Annotated in this window: 17 protein-coding genes and 1 tRNA gene; 7 read left to right on the top strand and 11 right to left on the bottom strand. The window is 66.0% G+C overall.

Annotated elements, in window-relative coordinates:
* The first annotated feature begins 8 nt into the window (after positions 1-8).
* Positions 9-158, top strand: a complete 150-nt coding sequence (locus AAIO73_RS04475; RefSeq protein ID WP_200909444.1) for a hypothetical protein — start codon at positions 9-11, stop codon at positions 156-158.
* A gap of 125 nt (positions 159-283) precedes the next feature.
* Positions 284-1,066, top strand: a complete 783-nt coding sequence (locus tag AAIO73_RS04470; RefSeq protein WP_345876564.1) for an SDR family oxidoreductase — start codon at positions 284-286, stop codon at positions 1,064-1,066.
* A 108-nt stretch (positions 1,067-1,174) separates the two neighbouring features.
* Here the strand turns inward: AAIO73_RS04470 and AAIO73_RS04465 are convergent, their stop codons facing one another.
* On the bottom strand, positions 1,175-2,935 hold the full coding sequence (locus AAIO73_RS04465) for a methyl-accepting chemotaxis protein (RefSeq protein ID WP_345876898.1): 1,761 nt from the start codon (positions 2,933-2,935) through the stop codon (positions 1,175-1,177).
* Between AAIO73_RS04465 and AAIO73_RS04460 the strand changes: the two genes are divergently transcribed.
* Complete coding sequence (locus AAIO73_RS04460; protein WP_345876563.1) at positions 2,913-3,212, top strand: hypothetical protein; 300 nt, start codon at positions 2,913-2,915, stop codon at positions 3,210-3,212. The genes AAIO73_RS04465 and AAIO73_RS04460 overlap by 23 nt on opposite strands.
* On the opposite strand, the gene AAIO73_RS04455 is transcribed toward AAIO73_RS04460, so the two are convergent.
* Positions 3,207-3,282: transfer RNA gene (locus AAIO73_RS04455), tRNA-Lys, on the bottom strand. The two genes, AAIO73_RS04460 and AAIO73_RS04455, sit on opposite strands and share 6 nt — an antisense overlap.
* Positions 3,283-3,297: 15 nt before the next feature.
* Positions 3,298-3,774, bottom strand: coding sequence for a 2-amino-4-hydroxy-6-hydroxymethyldihydropteridine diphosphokinase (gene folK, locus AAIO73_RS04450; RefSeq protein ID WP_345876562.1), 477 nt, complete (start codon positions 3,772-3,774; stop codon positions 3,298-3,300).
* 22 nt (positions 3,775-3,796) lie between these two features.
* Here folK and AAIO73_RS04445 point away from each other — a divergent pair, with 22 nt between their 5' ends.
* Positions 3,797-4,486, top strand: a complete 690-nt coding sequence (locus AAIO73_RS04445) for a uracil-DNA glycosylase (protein WP_345876561.1) — start codon at positions 3,797-3,799, stop codon at positions 4,484-4,486.
* 63 nt (positions 4,487-4,549) lie between these two features.
* Positions 4,550-6,319, top strand: coding sequence for a DUF885 domain-containing protein (locus AAIO73_RS04440; RefSeq protein ID WP_345876560.1), 1,770 nt, complete (start codon positions 4,550-4,552; stop codon positions 6,317-6,319).
* 111 nt (positions 6,320-6,430) lie between these two features.
* On the opposite strand, the gene AAIO73_RS04435 is transcribed toward AAIO73_RS04440, so the two are convergent.
* From AAIO73_RS04435 to AAIO73_RS04420, 4 genes are read right to left on the bottom strand one after another with little or no spacing between them, the layout of a single operon-like run.
* The gene (locus tag AAIO73_RS04435) at positions 6,431-7,132 is read right to left on the bottom strand and encodes a DUF4163 domain-containing protein (RefSeq protein WP_345876559.1); all 702 of its coding nucleotides are present in this window, start codon (positions 7,130-7,132) and stop codon (positions 6,431-6,433) included.
* A gap of 58 nt (positions 7,133-7,190) precedes the next feature.
* On the bottom strand, positions 7,191-8,543 hold the full coding sequence (locus AAIO73_RS04430; protein ID WP_345876558.1) for a dihydrolipoamide acetyltransferase family protein: 1,353 nt from the start codon (positions 8,541-8,543) through the stop codon (positions 7,191-7,193).
* A gap of 5 nt (positions 8,544-8,548) precedes the next feature.
* Positions 8,549-9,553, bottom strand: a complete 1,005-nt coding sequence (locus AAIO73_RS04425; protein WP_345876897.1) for an alpha-ketoacid dehydrogenase subunit beta — start codon at positions 9,551-9,553, stop codon at positions 8,549-8,551.
* Positions 9,554-9,563: 10 nt separating this feature from the next.
* Entirely contained in the window at positions 9,564-10,856 is a 1,293-nt protein-coding gene (locus tag AAIO73_RS04420) for a 3-methyl-2-oxobutanoate dehydrogenase (2-methylpropanoyl-transferring) subunit alpha (RefSeq protein ID WP_345876557.1), read from the bottom strand.
* A 181-nt stretch (positions 10,857-11,037) separates the two neighbouring features.
* On the opposite strand from AAIO73_RS04420, the gene AAIO73_RS04415 reads away from it, so the two are divergent.
* Entirely contained in the window at positions 11,038-11,598 is a 561-nt protein-coding gene (locus AAIO73_RS04415; RefSeq protein ID WP_345876896.1) for a PRC-barrel domain containing protein, read from the top strand.
* A 136-nt stretch (positions 11,599-11,734) separates the two neighbouring features.
* Here AAIO73_RS04415 and AAIO73_RS04410 read toward each other — a convergent pair whose 3' ends face one another.
* On the bottom strand, positions 11,735-13,876 hold the full coding sequence (locus AAIO73_RS04410) for a M3 family metallopeptidase (RefSeq protein WP_345876895.1): 2,142 nt from the start codon (positions 13,874-13,876) through the stop codon (positions 11,735-11,737).
* 101 nt (positions 13,877-13,977) lie between these two features.
* Between AAIO73_RS04410 and AAIO73_RS04405 the strand changes: the two genes are divergently transcribed.
* Complete coding sequence (locus AAIO73_RS04405; protein WP_345876556.1) at positions 13,978-14,442, top strand: hypothetical protein; 465 nt, start codon at positions 13,978-13,980, stop codon at positions 14,440-14,442.
* Between the two features lie 170 nt (positions 14,443-14,612).
* On the opposite strand, the gene AAIO73_RS04400 is transcribed toward AAIO73_RS04405, so the two are convergent.
* From AAIO73_RS04400 to AAIO73_RS04390, 3 genes are read right to left on the bottom strand one after another with little or no spacing between them, the layout of a single operon-like run.
* On the bottom strand, positions 14,613-15,254 hold the full coding sequence (locus tag AAIO73_RS04400) for a DUF4893 domain-containing protein (RefSeq protein ID WP_345876555.1): 642 nt from the start codon (positions 15,252-15,254) through the stop codon (positions 14,613-14,615).
* 7 nt (positions 15,255-15,261) lie between these two features.
* Positions 15,262-16,047 carry a 3-hydroxybutyrate dehydrogenase gene (locus AAIO73_RS04395; protein WP_345876554.1) on the bottom strand — a complete coding sequence of 262 codons (786 nt, stop codon included), beginning with the start codon at positions 16,045-16,047 and terminating at the stop codon, positions 15,262-15,264.
* Positions 16,048-16,049: 2 nt separating this feature from the next.
* Positions 16,050-17,210, bottom strand: a complete 1,161-nt coding sequence (locus AAIO73_RS04390; RefSeq protein ID WP_345876553.1) for a patatin-like phospholipase family protein — start codon at positions 17,208-17,210, stop codon at positions 16,050-16,052.
* Between the last annotated feature and the right edge of the window lie 17 nt (positions 17,211-17,227).

Raw genomic sequence — 17,227 nt, 5'->3', positions numbered from 1 at the left:
GAAGTACGATGCCCGAACCGACCCGCAGCCGCGCCGTTTTCTCGACCGAGGATTTCCGGTTGCTGAAGGAAGCGCTGGCCACCCACATCCAGACGATCGCCGACCAGCCGCAATCGAGCAAATTCGCCCATCTCTACCACCGGCTCGGCCGGATCTGATCCACGCTCCCTAGCGCGGACGGGCGCGTCGCCGGTTGGCGGCGCGCCCGATTGCGTGATCGGGTATCCGCTGTCATCCTGACGAACCGGACGATTCGAAGATCCGGTTTGTTGCAGGAGAGTTTATGGACACCGCCAGCCTGTTCCGCCTCGACGGACGCGTCGCGCTCATCACCGGCGGATCGCGCGGCATCGGGCGGATGATCGCGGCGGGATTCGTGGCACAGGGCGCGAAGGTGTTCGTGTCGGCGCGCAAGGCTGACCAGTGCATCGCGACGGCAGAAGAGATCGGCGCAACCGCGCTGCCGCAGGACGTGTCGACCATCGAGGGATGCCGCGCGCTGGCCGACCGCCTCGCCGCGCAGACCGACCGGCTCGACATCCTCGTCAACAATGCCGGTGCGGCATGGGGCGAAGCGTTCGAGACCTTCCCCGAAGCGGGCTGGGACAAGGTCATGGACCTGAACGTGAAATCGCCATTCTTCCTGACGCAGGCGCTGCACCCGATGCTGAAGGTGGCGGCATCGCGCGCGAGGCCGGCCAAGGTCATCAACATCACCTCGATCGACGGACAGCGGGTCAATCCGTGGGAGACGTACAGCTATCAGGCGTCGAAGGCCGCACTGATTCATCTCACCCGGCGGATGGCGGCGCGGCTGGTTGCGGATGCGATCCACGTCAGCTCGATCGCGCCCGGCGCGTTCGCCAGCGACATGAACAAGGCGGCGCGCGACCATGGCGACGGAGTCGCGAAACGTATTCCGGCCGGGCGGATCGGGGTCGACGAGGATATGGCGGCGGCGGCGATCTACCTTGCGTCGCGCGGGGGCGATTATGTGGTGGGCGAGACGATCACCGTCGACGGCGGACTGGTCAACGCGTCGCTCGGCGGGTCGATCGACGGATAGGAGTGGTGTCGGGGCGATCGGATCCACCCATGCCGATCCATTTCGGAGCGTGCGACGAATATTGGCCCCGAACTTCATCCGGGCCTGTGCAAAAATCTCTCCCCAAATTCAGGCCGCAGCCGGCAAAGCCATAACATTGATCGCATCGGGAATGCGGAATTGCGCAAGCGACCGCGCCAGCGCGTCCGCCCCGGTCAACAACCGTGCCAGCGTCTCGCCCGCCTCACCCGCTGCCACCGCGTTGCGTTCGGTGACGCGCGCAATGTCGCGCATCCGTGCATCGACATCCTGAACCTCGCCCGCCTGCCGTTCGGCCGCGCCGGCCAGATCGGTGACCAGCGTCGACATCTCCTTCACATCCCGCAGGATCAGCCCCAGCTTGCCGCTGGCGGTTCCTACCAGGTCGACGCCCTCGATCGCGCATGCCCGCGCCGATGCCAGCGATTGGGCGATATCGTGGCTTGCCGCGCGCAGCCGGGTGGCAAGCTGGCTGACCTCCCTGGCGACGACCGCGAACCCGTTGCCCGCCGCCCCGGCGCGCGCCGCCTCCATCTGGGCGTTCAGCGCCAGCAGATGCGTCTGTTCGGCGATCGACCGGACCAGCCCGGCAATGGCGCCGATCTGTTCCGAACTCTCGTCGATCCGCGCCATCGCCCGCACCGCCTCCCCCACCGTCCGGCGCGATTGTTCGGCGGCCTCGCCGGTCGACTGCGCCACTTCTGCGACGCGCCGGACGCCGATGGTGTTGCGGTCGATCAATGCCGTGACCTGGGTCAACCGGTCGCCGACGATGGCGATCGCCGCCGATTGCTCGACGGTCCGCTGGGTCAGTTGCTCGCCGGCGAAGACGATACTGCGTGCGTCGCGATCGACCGCGCCAACCATCCTCTGCACCCGCCCCAGCAGTCCGCCCAATTGCGCCAGGGCCGAATCATAATCCTGCTTCAACACCGCGGCATCGCCCGACAATCCACCGGATAGGCGAAAGGTCAGGTCGCCGCGCGCGATCGCCGCCAGCCCGGCGCCGATGATGCGGATCGTCGCCCGGTCGCGTTCGGCATCGATCCGCACCCGTCGCGCCACGTCTTCCGCATCGCTGGCGCGGGCCTCGACCATCCGTTGCGCCTCGGCTTCCAGTCGCTGGTTCTCGATCCCCGCCACCCGGAACACTTCGAGAGACCGGGCGATCCGGCCGATCTCGTCGCGGCGGCGGCGCTGGTCGACCGGCACCGTCACGGTAAAATCGCGTCCCGTCAGGCGATCGACGACATCGCTCAACCGGGCGAGCGGAATCGCGATCGATCGGGTCAGCAACCACGCCATCGCAACCGCAATCGCCAACAGGCAGAGGCCGCCGGTCCCCAACGCCAGAAAGGCGTGCGCCATCGTTTCGTACAGTTCGTTCTCGCGCTCGGCGATACGCCGTTCCTCGATCTCGCGCAGCGATGCGACCATGCGGTTGATATAGGTGACGCGGACTTTCGGCCCGCCGGCGACCAATATGGCGGTCGCCTGCGCCCGCCCGCCCGGCCGCCGCGCAAGCGCGAGCAACGGATCGCCAAACTGCCGGCTCCAGTCCGCTTGCGCGGCGACCGCCTGCTGCACCAGCGCACGCTGTTCGGGCAGGTCGACCAGCGTCGCGAGGCTCGCCATCGACTGAACGAACTGCGCGCGCCCCTCGTAATAGGTGTCGAGATAGTCGAAATTGCCGGTCAGCAGCACGCCGCGCATCTGCGAATTGGCGCGGATCACGCCCTTTTCGGCGACATGCGACAGGCGGATAATCCTCGCGCTTTGCTGGTTCAGTTCGACCGCGTGGCGGATCGAGCCGATCTGCCCGACGACCATGCCGATCAACAGGATCGCCATCGCCACCAGGATTCCGAACGCGATCGTCAGTTTTGTGCGCGTGGAGCCGTCCCGGAACCGGATGAACGCTCTTCGTACCCGCATCGACCGACCTATCCCCTTCGCCGGCAATGGTGCCGTCGACGCCTACCGAGCCGGTTCGGACGTCGATCTTGCGATGCCGCTACGGCCGACAGGATATGCGACCATGGCTAAGAAGGGCTTAACGGATCAATGGCTTGACGACCGGATGTCGACGCCGCCGACATCGCGCGGTGATGGAACGGTACGGTGGTGAGCCCGTCGGGATTCGAACCCGAGACCTACAGATTAAAAGTCCGTTGCTCTACCAACTGAGCTACGGGCCCACGAAGCCCCGCCCCCTAGTCCCGCGGGCGAGCGCGGTCAACCAGTTGGTGCAGTTGCCGGACCGTGCGCCCGCTCACCGGATCACGCCAGCCGGGTGCGATCCGGGTCAAGGGACGCAGCACGAAGTCGCGCGCACGAAATGCGATGTGCGGCACGGTCAGCCCCGGCCCCGACCAGCAGCCACCCGACCACAGGACGATGTCGAGGTCGAGGACCCGCGATCCCCAACGCCGCCCGCGCCGCCGCCCGAACGCCCGCTCGATCGCCTTCAGCCGTGCGAGCATCGCTGGCGGCGACAGGTCGCTGTCGAGCAACAGGACGGTGTTGGCATAGCGCCTGAGCGACGGACCCAGCGGCGCGCTGCCGATGATCGGCGCGACCGCCCGCACTCCGTCGAGCGCGGAGATCGCCGCACGTACCTCGCTTGCCGGCCCGCCATGCCGTCCCCGCCTGTTCGATCCGATCGCAATCGCATAGGTTGAGGTCGCCATCGCCCGCGCCTATCGCCCGCCAATGGAAAGCACCACCCCCGCCCCGCTGGACCTCGAAGCCGCCGCCGTCGCCGCCGTCAACGAACCGTCGCGAGACTGCCCGCGCTGCCCCCGTCTGGTCGGCTTGCGCGAACAGCTTCGCATCGACCACCCGAACTGGTGGAATGCCCCCGTTCCCATCTTGGCCGACGCCGATCCGTGGCTGGCGATCATCGGCCTCGCGCCGGGTTTGCAGGGGGCGAACCGCACCGCCCGTCCCTTCACCGGCGACCGGTCGGGGCCGCTGTTCTGGGACACGCTGATCGCCGCCGGTCTGGCCGAGGGCAGCTATACCGGCCGGGTCGAGGACGCACCGGTGCCAAGGGGCATCGCCATCATCAACGCCGTCCGCTGCCTGCCGCCCGAGAACAAGCCGTCGCCGGAGGAAATCCGCACCTGCCGCCCGTTCCTCAATGCCGATCTGGCGACGATGCCGTCGCTGCGCGTCGTCGTCGCACTGGGCGCGATCGCGCACCAGTCGGCGGTGAAAGTGCTCGGCGGCCGCCTGCCCAAAGCGCCGTTCGCGCATCTTGCCGAACATGCCATGCCCGGCGGACGGACGCTGATCGATAGCTATCACTGCTCGCGCTACAACCAGAATACCGGGCGCCTGACGCCGGAGATGTTCGCGGCAGTGTTCGCGCGCGCGATCGAACTGCGCGAGGCACGCTAAATCCGCTTGTGCGGCGGCCCCGGCCCGGTAGCGTGGCGGATCAGGACTTGAGGGGATTGCCGCATGTATCGCCGCCATTTCGTCGCGCTGATGGCGCTCGCGCCGCTGGCCGGCAGCTTTCCGGCGCTGGCGCAGAGTGGGCCGGCCGGCGATTTCGCGCGGCTGTCGAAACGCTATCTCGACGGCATCGCGCGGTTGCATCCGGGCTATGCCACCGCGCTCGGCAACCATGCGCATGACAGCGAGGTCGAGGACCTGTCGGCCGCCGGGCGCGCCCGCGATGCGGAGTTCCTGCGCGCGACGCTGCTCGAACTGAACGCGATTCCCCGCGACACGCTGTCGCGCGACGATCAGGTCGATGCCGCGCTGCTCGACAACGAGCTTCGGTATCAATTGTGGACGCTGGAGGTGCTGCAACCCTTTGCGTGGGATCCGCAGGGCGCGGCCGGCACGATCTCCGGCGGCCTGTATGCGCTCGCGGCGCGCGACTTCGCGCCATGGCCGCAGCGGCTGCGCGCGGCGACGCGGCGGATGGAACAGGTGCCGACGATGTACGCGCAGATGCGCGAGAGCATCGTCCCCGAACGCGTGCCCGCCATCTATGCGACCACCGTCGCCAAACAGAATGACGGCATCCTCCAAATCGTCGAGACGATGCTGGCGCCGCATCGCGCCACGTTGAACCGCAGCGACCGGGCGAAGTTCGACCGTGCCGTCGCGACGCTGAAGACCGCGACTGCCCAACAGCAGCGCTGGCTCGACACGGTGCTGGTGCCCGCGGCGAAGGGCGATTTCCGTCTGTCGCCCGAACTGTACGATCAGAAGGTCAAGTTCGCGCTCCTCTCGCCCCTGTCGCGGACCGAGATCAAGGCGCGCGCCGTCCGCGCCGCCGCCGATACCCGCGCCGAAATGTACGAACAGGCGCGCATCGTCCTGCGCGGCCGGCCCAAGGCCCCGCCGACGCCCGCCAAGCCGACCCCGGCCCAGCAGCAAAAGGCGATCGAGGCCGCGCTGGAGATGAGCTACGCCCGCCGCCCGACCCGTTCGGGCGTGATGGCAAAGGCGCGCGCGACGCTCGAACAGGCGACCGCCTTCGTCCGAGAAAAGAAGCTGGTGCGGGTACCGACCACCCCGGTCCAGATTATCGAGATGCCGAAGTTCCAGCAGGGTGTCGCCGTCGCCTATTGCGACAGCCCCGGCCCGCTCGAAAAGAATCTTGGCACCTTCTACGCGGTGTCGCCGATCCCGGCAGACTGGACCGAAGCGCAGACGACCTCGTTCCTGCGCGAATATAACGACTATATGCTGCACGACCTGTCGATCCACGAGGCGATGCCGGGCCATTACCTGCAGATCGCGCACAGCAACGAGAACAAGTCGGTGTTGCGCGCCGTGCTGTCCTCCGGGCCGTTCGTCGAGGGCTGGGCGGTCTATGCCGAGCGGGTGATGGCCGATGCCGACTATCTGGACGGCGATCCGCTGTTCAAGCTGACCGTGCTGAAAATGCGGATGCGGTCGATCACCAACACCCTGCTCGACATCGGCATCCATACCGAGGGGCTGACCGAGGCGCAGGCGATGAAGCTGATGATGGAAGGTGCCTTCCAGCAGGAACGCGAAGCGGCCGGCAAATGGACCCGCGCCCGGCTAGGGTCGACGCAGCTGCTTAGCTACTTCGTCGGATATAGCGAACATATGGACATGCGCCGCGAAGCCGAGCGGCGCGCAGGGAGCAAGTTCGACCTGATGCGCTACAACAACGCCGCCATCTCGCACGGATCGCCGCCGGTCCGGTTCGTCCGTGCGCTGATGTTCGACGAACCGATCGCGTAAATCCTCCCCGCTTCGTGGAGAGGGGGACTTGCGAAGCTGGTGCAGAGGGGTATCCGTAGTCGAAACTGCTGGGTCGCGGGCGCCCCCTCTCCCCGCCGATCGGGGAGGAGCTTATCGCGCGGCAAACGCTCCGCGATATTCCGGCTTCACCGCCCGCAGCACCGCTGCCGTCGCCGGGAGCGTATGTTCATACTGCCCCTCGGCATAGGACCCGACGACATATTGGTCGGCGATCACCCCGATCCGGTCGAATGTCCGGCCGTTCGACGAGCCGAGCAGCACGGTCACATCCTTGATCGGCGGACATTTGCCGAAGGTGGCGTCATTCTCGGCGACCGCCCCGACCCGCCGCGTCCGCTCGGCGGTCATCCAGCGGCACCAGCCGGGCATCACTGCCGCCTGTAATGCGGTATGCGACACGAACACCGCTTTCGGATCGACACGCCGCCCGGCGCGCTTGTCCCATAACAATCCGCCCGATGCGGTTCCGCCATGCGCGCCGCCGCTATAACTGTAGTCGCTGACCGACAGGCTGAGGAAGCGTGGCGTATCCGCCACGACCTTCCATTCCTTCTGCGCCTCATATTTGCGGAACGGGAAACCGTCGCGTTTGGCCTCGCGACGGAAGGTCGAGGCGTCGCGCGCGATCGTCGCGCGCTGTTTCGCCTTGTCCGCTTCGAGCCAAGCCTTGAGCGGCGCGATCCGCGCAGCTTGCAGCGGATAGCGATAGGCGAAGTCGTAATCCGCCGATTGCCCCGATGCCGCCTGCGTCACCGCCAGCATCGCCGTCCCGATCAACCACCCTACCCGCATCGCGTCCTCCTACGGTTCGACGATATTGCCGGTGCGAGGATGACCACAGGCTGACCGATCAGTCCGCGAACAGCAGCACCGGCGTTTCGATCAGCCGCTTCAACGCCTGGACATAGCTGGCGGCGTCATGGCCATCGACGACCCGGTGATCGCAGCTGATCGACAGGTTCATCAGTTTGGCCTTGACGATCTCCTCGCCACCACCCGGACGCGCGCGGAATACCGGGCGTTCGACGATGCGGTTCGGACCGATGATCGCGACTTCGGGCCGGTTGATGACCGGCGTGGTCGCGATCCCGCCCAGTGGCCCCAGCGAGGTGACGGTGATCGTGCCGCCCGACAGTTCCTCCGACTTCGCCTTGCCGGTCCGCGCCGCCTCGGCCAGCCGCGATATCTCGGTCGCGAGCTGCCATGGGTTCAGGTCCTGTGCGTCGCGGATCACTGGCACCATCAGACCGGCATCGGTCTGTGCGGCCATGCCTAGATGCACCCGCCCGAACCGCGTGACCACACCGGCTTCGTCGTCGTAACGCGCGTTGAGCATCGGGAAGTCGGGCAGCGTCCGGCAGATCGCGACAATCAACAGCGGCAACATGGTCAGCTTGGGCCGTTGGGCGCGTGCGGCGTTCAGGTCGGCGCGCATCGCCTCCAGCGCGGTGACGTCGATTTCCTCGACATAGGTGAAGTGCGGAATGTGGCGCTTGGCGGCGGCCATGTTCTCGGCAATGCGGCGGCGCATACCGATGACCTTGACGGTTTCGTCCGGGCGGGCGCGGCTGGCGTTGGGGGCGCGGTAGCCTTGGCCGCTGCCGTAGCGGAGGTACGCGTCGAGGTCGGCGTGGCGGATGTGCGGGCCGTCATGGTGGACGGCGGACAGATCGATTCCGAGGTCGGCGGCGCGAGCACGGACGGCGGGGGACGCCAGTACTCCTCCCCGTTCACGGGGAGGGGGACCATCCGGCGTCGCCGGATGGTGGAGGGGGGCGGCCTGTTGCGGAACATCGGCGGGCGTTGCGTCCAGCGGCGCTCCCCCTCCACCATGCTGCGCATGGTCCCCCTCCCCGTGCCGGGGAGGATCTTGCCGTTCCGCTACTGGCGAGGTCGCGACTTCCTCGACACCCGGATTCTCTGCTTCGACCCGCTCGGGTTCCGCCGGCTGCACCACCTCGCCCTCGGTCTCGATCACCACCAGCGTTGCACCGATCGCGACCTGATCGCCCGGCTCACCCGCCAGTTCGACCACCGTGCCCGCGACCGGGCTTTCCATTTCGACGGTCGCCTTGTCGGTCATCAGGTCGGCCAGCCGGCCATCTTCCTCGACGCGGTCGCCTACGCCCACGTGCCAGGCGACGATCTCGGCTTCGGAAATGCCTTCACCGATATCGGGCAGGCGGAAAGAGAAACGTGCCATGGCGGTCAGTCCTGCATGATTTTCTTGAGCGCTTGTCCGATGCGGACCGGCCCCGGGAAATACGCCCATTCGAGGCTGTGCGGATACGGCGTATCGAAGCCGGTTACGCGCTCGATCGGCGCTTCGAGATGGTGGAAGCAGCGTTCCTGCACCAATGCCGACAGTTCGGCGCCGAAGCCGCCGGTGCGCGTCGCTTCGTGGACGATCATGCAGCGACCGGTCTTCCTCACCGACTCCTCGATCGCGTCGATATCGAGTGGGACCAATGTGCGCAGGTCTAGGATCTCGGCATCGATGCCGGCCGCTTCAACGGTCGCCTGCGCGACATGGACCATCGTGCCATAGGCGAGGATGGTCAGGTCGCCGCCCTCGCGCACCACCTTCGCCTTGCCCAGTTCGATGCGGTAATAGTTCTCGGGCACCTCGCCGCCAGCGTGTTTCGACCAGTTCTGCGCCGGCTTGTCCCAATTGCCGTCAAACGGGCCGTTATAAATGCGCTTGGGTTCGAAGAAGAGAACGGGGTCATTGTCCTCGATCGCGGCGATCAGCAGCCCCTTGGCATCATAGGGCGTCGACGGAATCACCGTCTTGATGCCGCTGACATGGGTGAAGATGCCTTCGGGCGACTGGCTGTGCGTCTGCCCGCCGAAGATGCCGCCGCCGAACGGCGAGCGGACTGTGATCGGCGCGGTAAAGTCGCCAGCCGAGCGATAGCGCAGCCGTGCCGCCTCGCTGACCAGCTGGTCGAGCGCAGGGTAGATGTAATCGGCGAACTGGATTTCGGGGACCGGACGCAGGCCATAGGCCCCCATGCCGACCGCGACGCCGATGATGCCGCATTCGGTGATCGGCGTGTCGAACACGCGAGTCTTGCCGTATTTCGACTGAAGCCCGGCGGTTGCGCGGAACACGCCGCCGAAATAGCCGACATCCTCGCCCATCACGATCACGTTTGGATCACGATCCATCATGACGTCCATGGCCGAATTGATCGCCTGGATCATGTTCATCCGCGCCATGTCAGTGGCCCTCCTTACGCGCCCAGGGCCGGCCGGAGGCTTCCTCTTCCGCCATCATCTGCGCCTGTTGCTCGCGCAGGTGCCACGGCATGTCCTCGAACACCCCGTCGAACAGCGTGTCGAGCGGCTGATGCAAACCGTGCCCGAGAATGCCGTTGCCTTCCGCATCCTTCTGCGCGGCGCGGACGCGCTCGGCGACCTCGCGGTCCATCGCGGCATGGGCGTCTTCGTCCCACTCGCCGATCGCGATGAGATGGGCCTTCAATCGCGCGACCGGGTCGCCCAGCGGCCATGCCGTCGGCTCGCCAGCCGACCGATATTGCGACGGATCGTCGGAGGTGGAGTGTCCCTCGGCACGATAGGTGAAATGCTCGATCAGCGTGGGACCGGCATTGGTCCGTGCCCGCTCCGCTGCCCATGCGGTCGCCGCATAGACCGCCAGCGCATCGTTGCCGTCGACGCGCAACCCGGCAATGCCGTAGCCGATCGCACGCGCGGCAAAGGTCGTCGCCTCCGCCCCCGCGAAGCCGGAAAAGCTGCTGATCGCCCATTGATTGTTGACGACGTTGAAGATGACGGGTGCGCGATAGACGGTGGCGAAGGTCAGCGCGGAGTGGAAGTCGCCCTCGGCGGTGCTACCCTCGCCGCACCATGTCGCCGCGATCCGGGTATCGCCCTTCGACGCCGACGCCATCGCCCAGCCGACCGCCTGCGGATATTGCGTCGTCAGGTTGCCGGAAATCGAGAAGAACCCGAAATCCTTCGACGAATACATGATCGGCAACTGCTTGCCCTGCAGCTTGTCGCCCCGGTTCGAGTAGATCTGGTTCATCATCTCGACGATCGGGTAATCGCGCGCGATCAAGATGCCCTGTTGGCGATAACTGGGGAAGGTCATATCGTCGCGGTCGAGTGCCATGGTTCCGGCAACCGCAATCGCCTCTTCCCCGGTACATTTCATATAGAAGCTGGTCTTGCCCTGCCGTTGCGCGCGGAACATCCGTTCGTCGAACGCACGCACCGTTGCCATGTGGCGCAACATCCGCCGCAGCACTTCCGGATCGAGGCGCGGGTTCCACGGGCCGACCGCCTGCCCCTGCTCATCAAGCACCCGGACCAGCGTATAGGCGAGGTCGTGGAAGCTGTCGGGCGCGGCGGTGGTGTCGGGGCGCGGCTGCGCCCCGGCAGCGGGCACGGCGACGTCGGCGAAGTCCACCGCATCGCCGGGACGGAATTTGGGTTCGGGCACATGCAGCGCGAGGCGCGGCAAATTGGTGCGGCTGTCGCCGGTCATGCACTCTCCATGTCGCTTCCACGTCGCCGGTTTCGGTCGCGCAGACTCGTTTCAACGCCTTGTTATATAATTTCAACGCGCTTGGCGAGAGGGGCGAAGGCCCGGCCGTTCGCTTTCATCGGAACCGTGGGCCGCTTGGCCCGTATCATGCTGACAAAGCTAGGAGAATTTCGTGGAGGAAATGGCGGGATGGATCGCCCCGGCGGCGACGATGATCGCCGCGATGATGACCGCCGCGAATTTGGGCGCACGGGTAACCGGCTGGGGATTCGTCGTCTTCACGGTCGGGTCGGTCGCGTGGACGACGGTTGGACTAACCAGCGGGCAGACGAATCTCGTACTGTCGAACGCTTTTTTGACGATCGTCAATCTCGTCGGCATCTGGCGCTGGCTCGGGCGACAGGCGACGTACGACAAGGGAAGCAGCGCAGCGGCGGACGCGAGCGCGCGGCATCCGGTACCGTCCCTATATCCGGCCGGCGGGGTCGTAGGCGCCAAGCTGACCGGGCCGGGCGGTGAGGCGGTCGGTACCGTCGTGGATGCGATGCTGGGCTGTGGCGACAATGCTATCGCCTATGTCGTGGTCACTACCGGCGGTGTCGGCGGCGTGGGTGAGACGCTGCATGTGCTCACGCCCGCTGAGTTGGTATTCGGCAAGGATGGGGTGCGGACGGAGCTTGGCGTCGATGCCATCCGACGGAAGCCGAAGGTCCAGCCGAACCAGTGGCCCGAGGCGCTGTAAGCTACGCCCCGGTACCGGGTGGGGGATCGTCCGAAGATCGGTGGAGGGCCGTACCGCGCAACGCAGCAGTTCCGTATGTGGACAGCCCCCTCCACCATGCTGCGCATGGTCCCCCTCCCCGCGGAGCGGGGAGGATTTAGTTGGTTGGGAAGCCGCGGCGCTTGAACAGCGCGGTCACATCCGGGTCGCGGCCGCGGAAGGCGCGATAGGCATCTTTCCGATCGGTTTCGTTGCCGGTCGATAGCAGCGTCTTGCGGAACCGGTCCGCCGTCGCCTTGTCCCAGACATTGCCGGTGGCCTCGAACGCTGCCCAAGTGTCGGCGTCCATCGTTTCCGACCACAGATAGGAATAATAGCCCGCCGAATAGGCGTCGGAAGCGAACAGGTGATTGAACTGCGGCAGGCGGTGCCGCATCACTATCTCCTTCGGCATGCCGAGCTTGGCCAGCGTATCGCGTTCGAACGCCGCGACATCGGTCACCGGCGTCTCGCGATCATGCAACTCCATGTCGACAATGGCCGAGGACAGATATTCGACGGTGTCGAAGCCTTGGTTGAAGGTCGACGACTTCTCGATCTTGTCGACCAGCGCCTGCGGCATGGGCTGGCCGGTCTGGTAGTGCTTGGCATAGCGGTCGAGCACGTCGCGGGTCAGCAGCCAGTTCTCGTTCACCTGGCTGGGATATTCGACGAAGTCGCGCGGCGTGCCGGCAAGGCCCGGATAGGTCACGTCCTGCAACAGCGAATGGATGGCATGGCCGAATTCGTGGAACAGCGTTGACGCATCGTCGAGGCTGATGAGCGTCGGCTGTCCGGCCGCGCCCTTTACGAAGTTGTTGTTGTTCGACGCCAGCACGTTGCGCTCCCCGCCCAGCTTCTGCTGACCGCGATAGCGCGTAGCCCATGCCCCCGACCGCTTGCCGCTGCGGGCAAAGGCATCGAAATAGAAGATGCCGACATTCTTACCCGTGCGCGCGTCGGTTACGACGAAGGTGCGGACATTCTTTTCGAACACCGGGATCTGACCGGTATTTTCGGTGAACTTCAGGTCGTACAACCGGCCCGCCGCGTAGAAGGCACCGGCAAGGATATTGTCGAGTTGCAGATACGGCTTCACCTCGCTTTCATCGAGGTCGTACTTCGCCTTGCGAACCTTTTCGGCGTAGAAGCGATAGTCCCACGGTTCGATGGTGATGTTCGCGCCGTCCTTTGCCGCCAGCGCTTGCATGTCGGTCACTTCCTCGCGGACGCGTGCGACGGCGGCGGGCCAGACGCGCATCATCAACGCCTTCGCATTGGCGGGGGTGCCCGCCATGGTGTCGTCCATGCGGAGATAGGCATGGTTGCGGAAGCCGAGCAGCTTCGCCCGCTCCTGCCGCAATTTCAGGATGGTGGCGATCGTCGCCTTGGTGTCGTTGGCGTTGGCGTTGTCGCCGCGCATGGTAAAGGCTCGCCAGACCTTTTCCCGCAAGGCCCGGTCGGTTGCGTAGGTCAGCACCGGCGCGACCGACGAGCGGGTGTTCACGATCGCCCATTTGCCAGCGAGGCCGCGTTCGTCGGCGGCGGCCTTCAGCGATGCGACAAAGCTGTCGGGCAACCCGGCCAGTTGCCTCGCATCGTCGACGACGATCCACGTCTCTTCATCGGCCAGCACCTTCTGGCTGAAGTCGTTATAGGCGACCGAGAGTTGCTGATTGAGGCCGCTGACCTGCTGACGCTGCGCATCGGTCAGCAGGCTGCCGCGCCGCACGAAGCTGCGATAGGTGCGCTCGAGCAACCGCAATTGCTGCGGGTCGAGATTCTGTTTGGCGCGGGTGTCGTAGGCCGCCTTGATCCGAGCGAAGAGCTTCGGGTCGAGGAATAGTTCGTCGTTGAACGCCGAGAGCTTCGGCGACCATTCGCGGTCGATCGCCTGAACCTCCTTGGTCGCGAGGTTGCTGGTATAGACACCCCACATCGACCCGACCCGGTCCATCATGTCCCCGGCAAGTTGCAGCGGTTCGATGACCGTCTTGAACGTCGCCGGCCGCTTGTCGTCGCGGATCGCATGGATTTCGCGGCGCATCTCCGCCATCGCCACCGGGAAGGCGACCGGGAACATCGCCGGGGTCACCTTGTCCCATGGCGGTACCCCCTGATACGGGCCGCCCCATTTCGCGGTGAGCGGCGTGGCGTCGATCGCGGCAGCGCTGGTATTGGCGGTTTGCGGCATGACGGCACCATGGGCCGGGAAGGCAAGAGCAGTCGTGGCAAGCAACGCGCCGAGACGTACGATCATCAACAGGTCCGTCCTCAATATCGAATATCAGCAAACTGAAAGATCGGGAGCCGCTTGGCAAGAACGGCGTTGATGCGGCAACGAAACGATACGGGGCCATCATGCACATCACGTCTATCGCCGAACTCGACCGCGTCCGCGACGAAGCGCGCAAGCTGGTGACCAAGCGCGCGCTGGTATCGGCGGGCGCATCGGCGGTGCCGGTGCCGGGCGCCGACCTGATCGTCGATGCCAACATCCTGACGAAATTGCTGCCCGATATCAGCAGCCGTTTCGGCCTGAGCGAAAAGCAGGTGCAGGCGCTCGAACCGGATCGTGCGAAGCAGGTGCTGCTGATCGCCGCCAATCTGGGCAACGGCGTCATCGGCCGGTCGATCACGCGTCGGGTGGTGACGATGCTGATCCGGCGGGTTGGCGCGCGCTATGCCAGCAAGTCGCTGTTGCGCTTCGTGCCCTTCGCCGGACAGATCGCGGCGGCAGGGATCAGCTTCGGCGCGATGAAGCTGGTCGGCAATTCGCATATCGACGATTGTTACGAGACGGTGCGGCGGACGCTGGTGGCTTAGTACCTATCGCTAGGACAGGACCGTTCGTGCTGAGCAGGAGCTGAGCGAAGTCGAAGACCCGTATCGAAGCACCTGCCACCAACGGTCCTTCGATACGCCATTTCGACAAGCCCAATGGCTACTCAGGACGAACGGACGACACTTGGTCCCGTCCCGACAGGCCGAAGCGTTTAATCCGCTGGCACCAGTTCGATCACATCCAGCAACGATTCGAACCGCGGATAAGGTAGCACCAGCCGCCAGCGGCGTTCGACGACCCGTTCCAGCACGCCGGCCATGTCGCGATCGCGATCCTGCCCATATTGCAGCGGCGCGCGTTCATCGCCGAGCAGCAACGTGCCGAGAAAGACCGTCCGGTCGCCATCGGCGAACAACAGGCCGACCGGCCGCTGCGACCCCGTCTCCTTGTAGAAGCTGCGCACCCGCCCTTCATCGGCGATGCGGCAGTCGAAGGCGGGATAGGCGGTGAAGTCGCGCATCGCACTGCCCGCCGCGCCCAGCTTGAACACGCGGCAGCGATAGCGCCCCGCGGGCGCCGCGCCGGCGAGGGCAAGGTCGGGCTGGAACAGCGCCCCCTGCTCCGCCACCGCCGCCGGATCGGTGGCGCGGGCACGGGGCAAGGCGGTCAGCCATGCCTCGCGCCAACGCCGCAACCGGTCGCGATCGGCCGGCGTCGCCACGCGCCGCCAGTCGTCGGCGGCGGCCGGTGTCTGCGGCGGGGCAGAACCGGCGGACACCATCCCTGCCCCACCACCACAGCCGCCGGTCGACAGGCCGAGCATCAGGCCGGCGATGCACGCGCTGCGCTTCATACTACGATCATGCCGCGGTCCAGCCGCCGTCGATCGACAGGTTCGCGCCGGTAATCGCCTTGGCTTCGTCGCGGCACAGGTACAGCGCGAGGCTGGCGACCTGTTCGGACGTCACGAACTCCTTGGTCGGTTGTGCCGCCAGCAGCACGTCGTTCATCACCTGCTCGCGCGTGAGCCCACGCGACGCCATGGTATCGGGGATCTGCTGTTCGACCAGCGGGGTCCAGACATAGCCGGGCGAGATGCAGTTGGCGGTGATGCCGAAGGTTGCGACTTCGAGCGCGACCGTCTTGGTCAGCCCCGCCAGACCGTGCTTGGCGGTGACATAGGCCGATTTGTTGGGACTGGCGACCAGGCTGTGCGCCGATGCGGTGTTGATGATCCGGCCCCAGCCGCCCTTCTTCATATGCGGGACCGCCGCACGGATCATGTGGAAGGCCGACGACAGGTTGATCGCGAGGATCGCATCCCATTTGTCGATCGGGAAATCCTCGATCTTCGCCACATGCTGGATACCGGCGTTATTGACGATGATGTCGACCGATCCGAACTCTGCCGCCGCCTTGTCAACCATCGCCGCGATCTGGTCGGGCTTGGTCATGTCGGCCGGGTCGTAGCGCGCCTCGGCACCGCTCGCCTCGGCCAGCGCAGCGCGTTCGGCCTCGATCTTCGCTTCGTCGCCGAAGCCGTTGATGACGACGGTCGCACCCTCGGCGGCGAATGCCTTGGCATAGGCGAGGCCGATGCCGGAGGTGGAACCGGTGACGATCGCAGTCTTGCCTTTCAGGAACATGGCTATCCTTGGCGTTGATGGAGATGCGGGGTCAGGTCGAACGCGGCGGTCCGACCATCGAGGATGTTTTCGGCGACGACGCGGGCATTGGCGAGGGTGTCGGCGATCGCCGCGCGACCCGCCGCCCAATGCTCCTCCATCGCGCGTGCCGAAAATTCATAGTCGCGTGCCCCGCCCTCCCAGCGATTGGCGCGGTAGATCAGGTGGACGAGGCTCAAGGGATGTTCGTCGGCCATCGCCTCCAGCGCGCGGACATCGGCATCGTCGCGCAGTTCGACCGGCAGCTTGGCGACCAAGCGCCGGATCAACTCGCGTTCCTGCCGCAGGCGCAGCCGGTCGGCGGTGACCTGTCGCGTACGGCTGGAGAAGCGGATTTCCTTTTCGCGCGCCACCACGTCGCCGATCGTACGCGGCAGGGTCGCTTCGGCGGAGAACAGATCGACCTGGAACACCAGCATCGGATCGCGCTGATGGTCGAGGATATGGGTCAGCGGGGTGTTCGACACCAATCCACCGTCCCAATACCAGCGCCCGTCAATCTCGACCGGCGGCAGGCCCGGCGGCAACGCGCCGGACGCCATGACGTGCCGCGCGTCGAGGCGTTCGCGCGCGCTGTCGAAATAGACGAAATTTCCGCTTTCGATATCGACCGCGCCGACCGACAGCCGGACCGGCCCGTCATTGACCCGGTCCCAGTCGACCAGCCGGTCGAGCGTCTCGAGCAGCGGCGTCGTATCGTAATAGCTGAGTGCAGCGGCAGTGCCCGGTGCTGCGAACTGCGGCGCCATGCCGCGCGGGCGGAAAAAGCCGGGTACGCCGGTCGCGAGCACCACGCCGGCCGACCATTCATGCACCCATTCGCGCACGCGGTCGTCGGGCAGGATCGGAAACCATGGCAGCACGCTTGCCGCCTGTTGCCAGAAGGCACGCAGCCGCGCGACGCGGCATTCGGGCGGGTTGCCGGCAAAGATCGCCGCGTTGATCGCGCCGATCGAAATGCCCGCGACCCAATCGACCTCGATCCCGGTTTCGTCGAGCCGTTCGATCACCCCGGCCTGATAGCTGCCAAGCGCACCGCCCCCCTGCAACACCAGCGCGACGCAGTCGGGGAGCGGCAGGCCGGGCGGGGATACTCGGCGCAGGCGGGGATCGGCTTCGGCCATTCTGGACACTTTGCGCG

The organism is Sphingomonas epibiotica, from assembly GCF_039615155.1.
In the GTDB taxonomy this organism is placed as follows: domain Bacteria; phylum Pseudomonadota; class Alphaproteobacteria; order Sphingomonadales; family Sphingomonadaceae; genus Sphingomonas.
The sequence above is the reverse complement of the archived record's forward strand: the minus strand, read 5'-3'. Positions and strand labels throughout refer to the sequence as shown.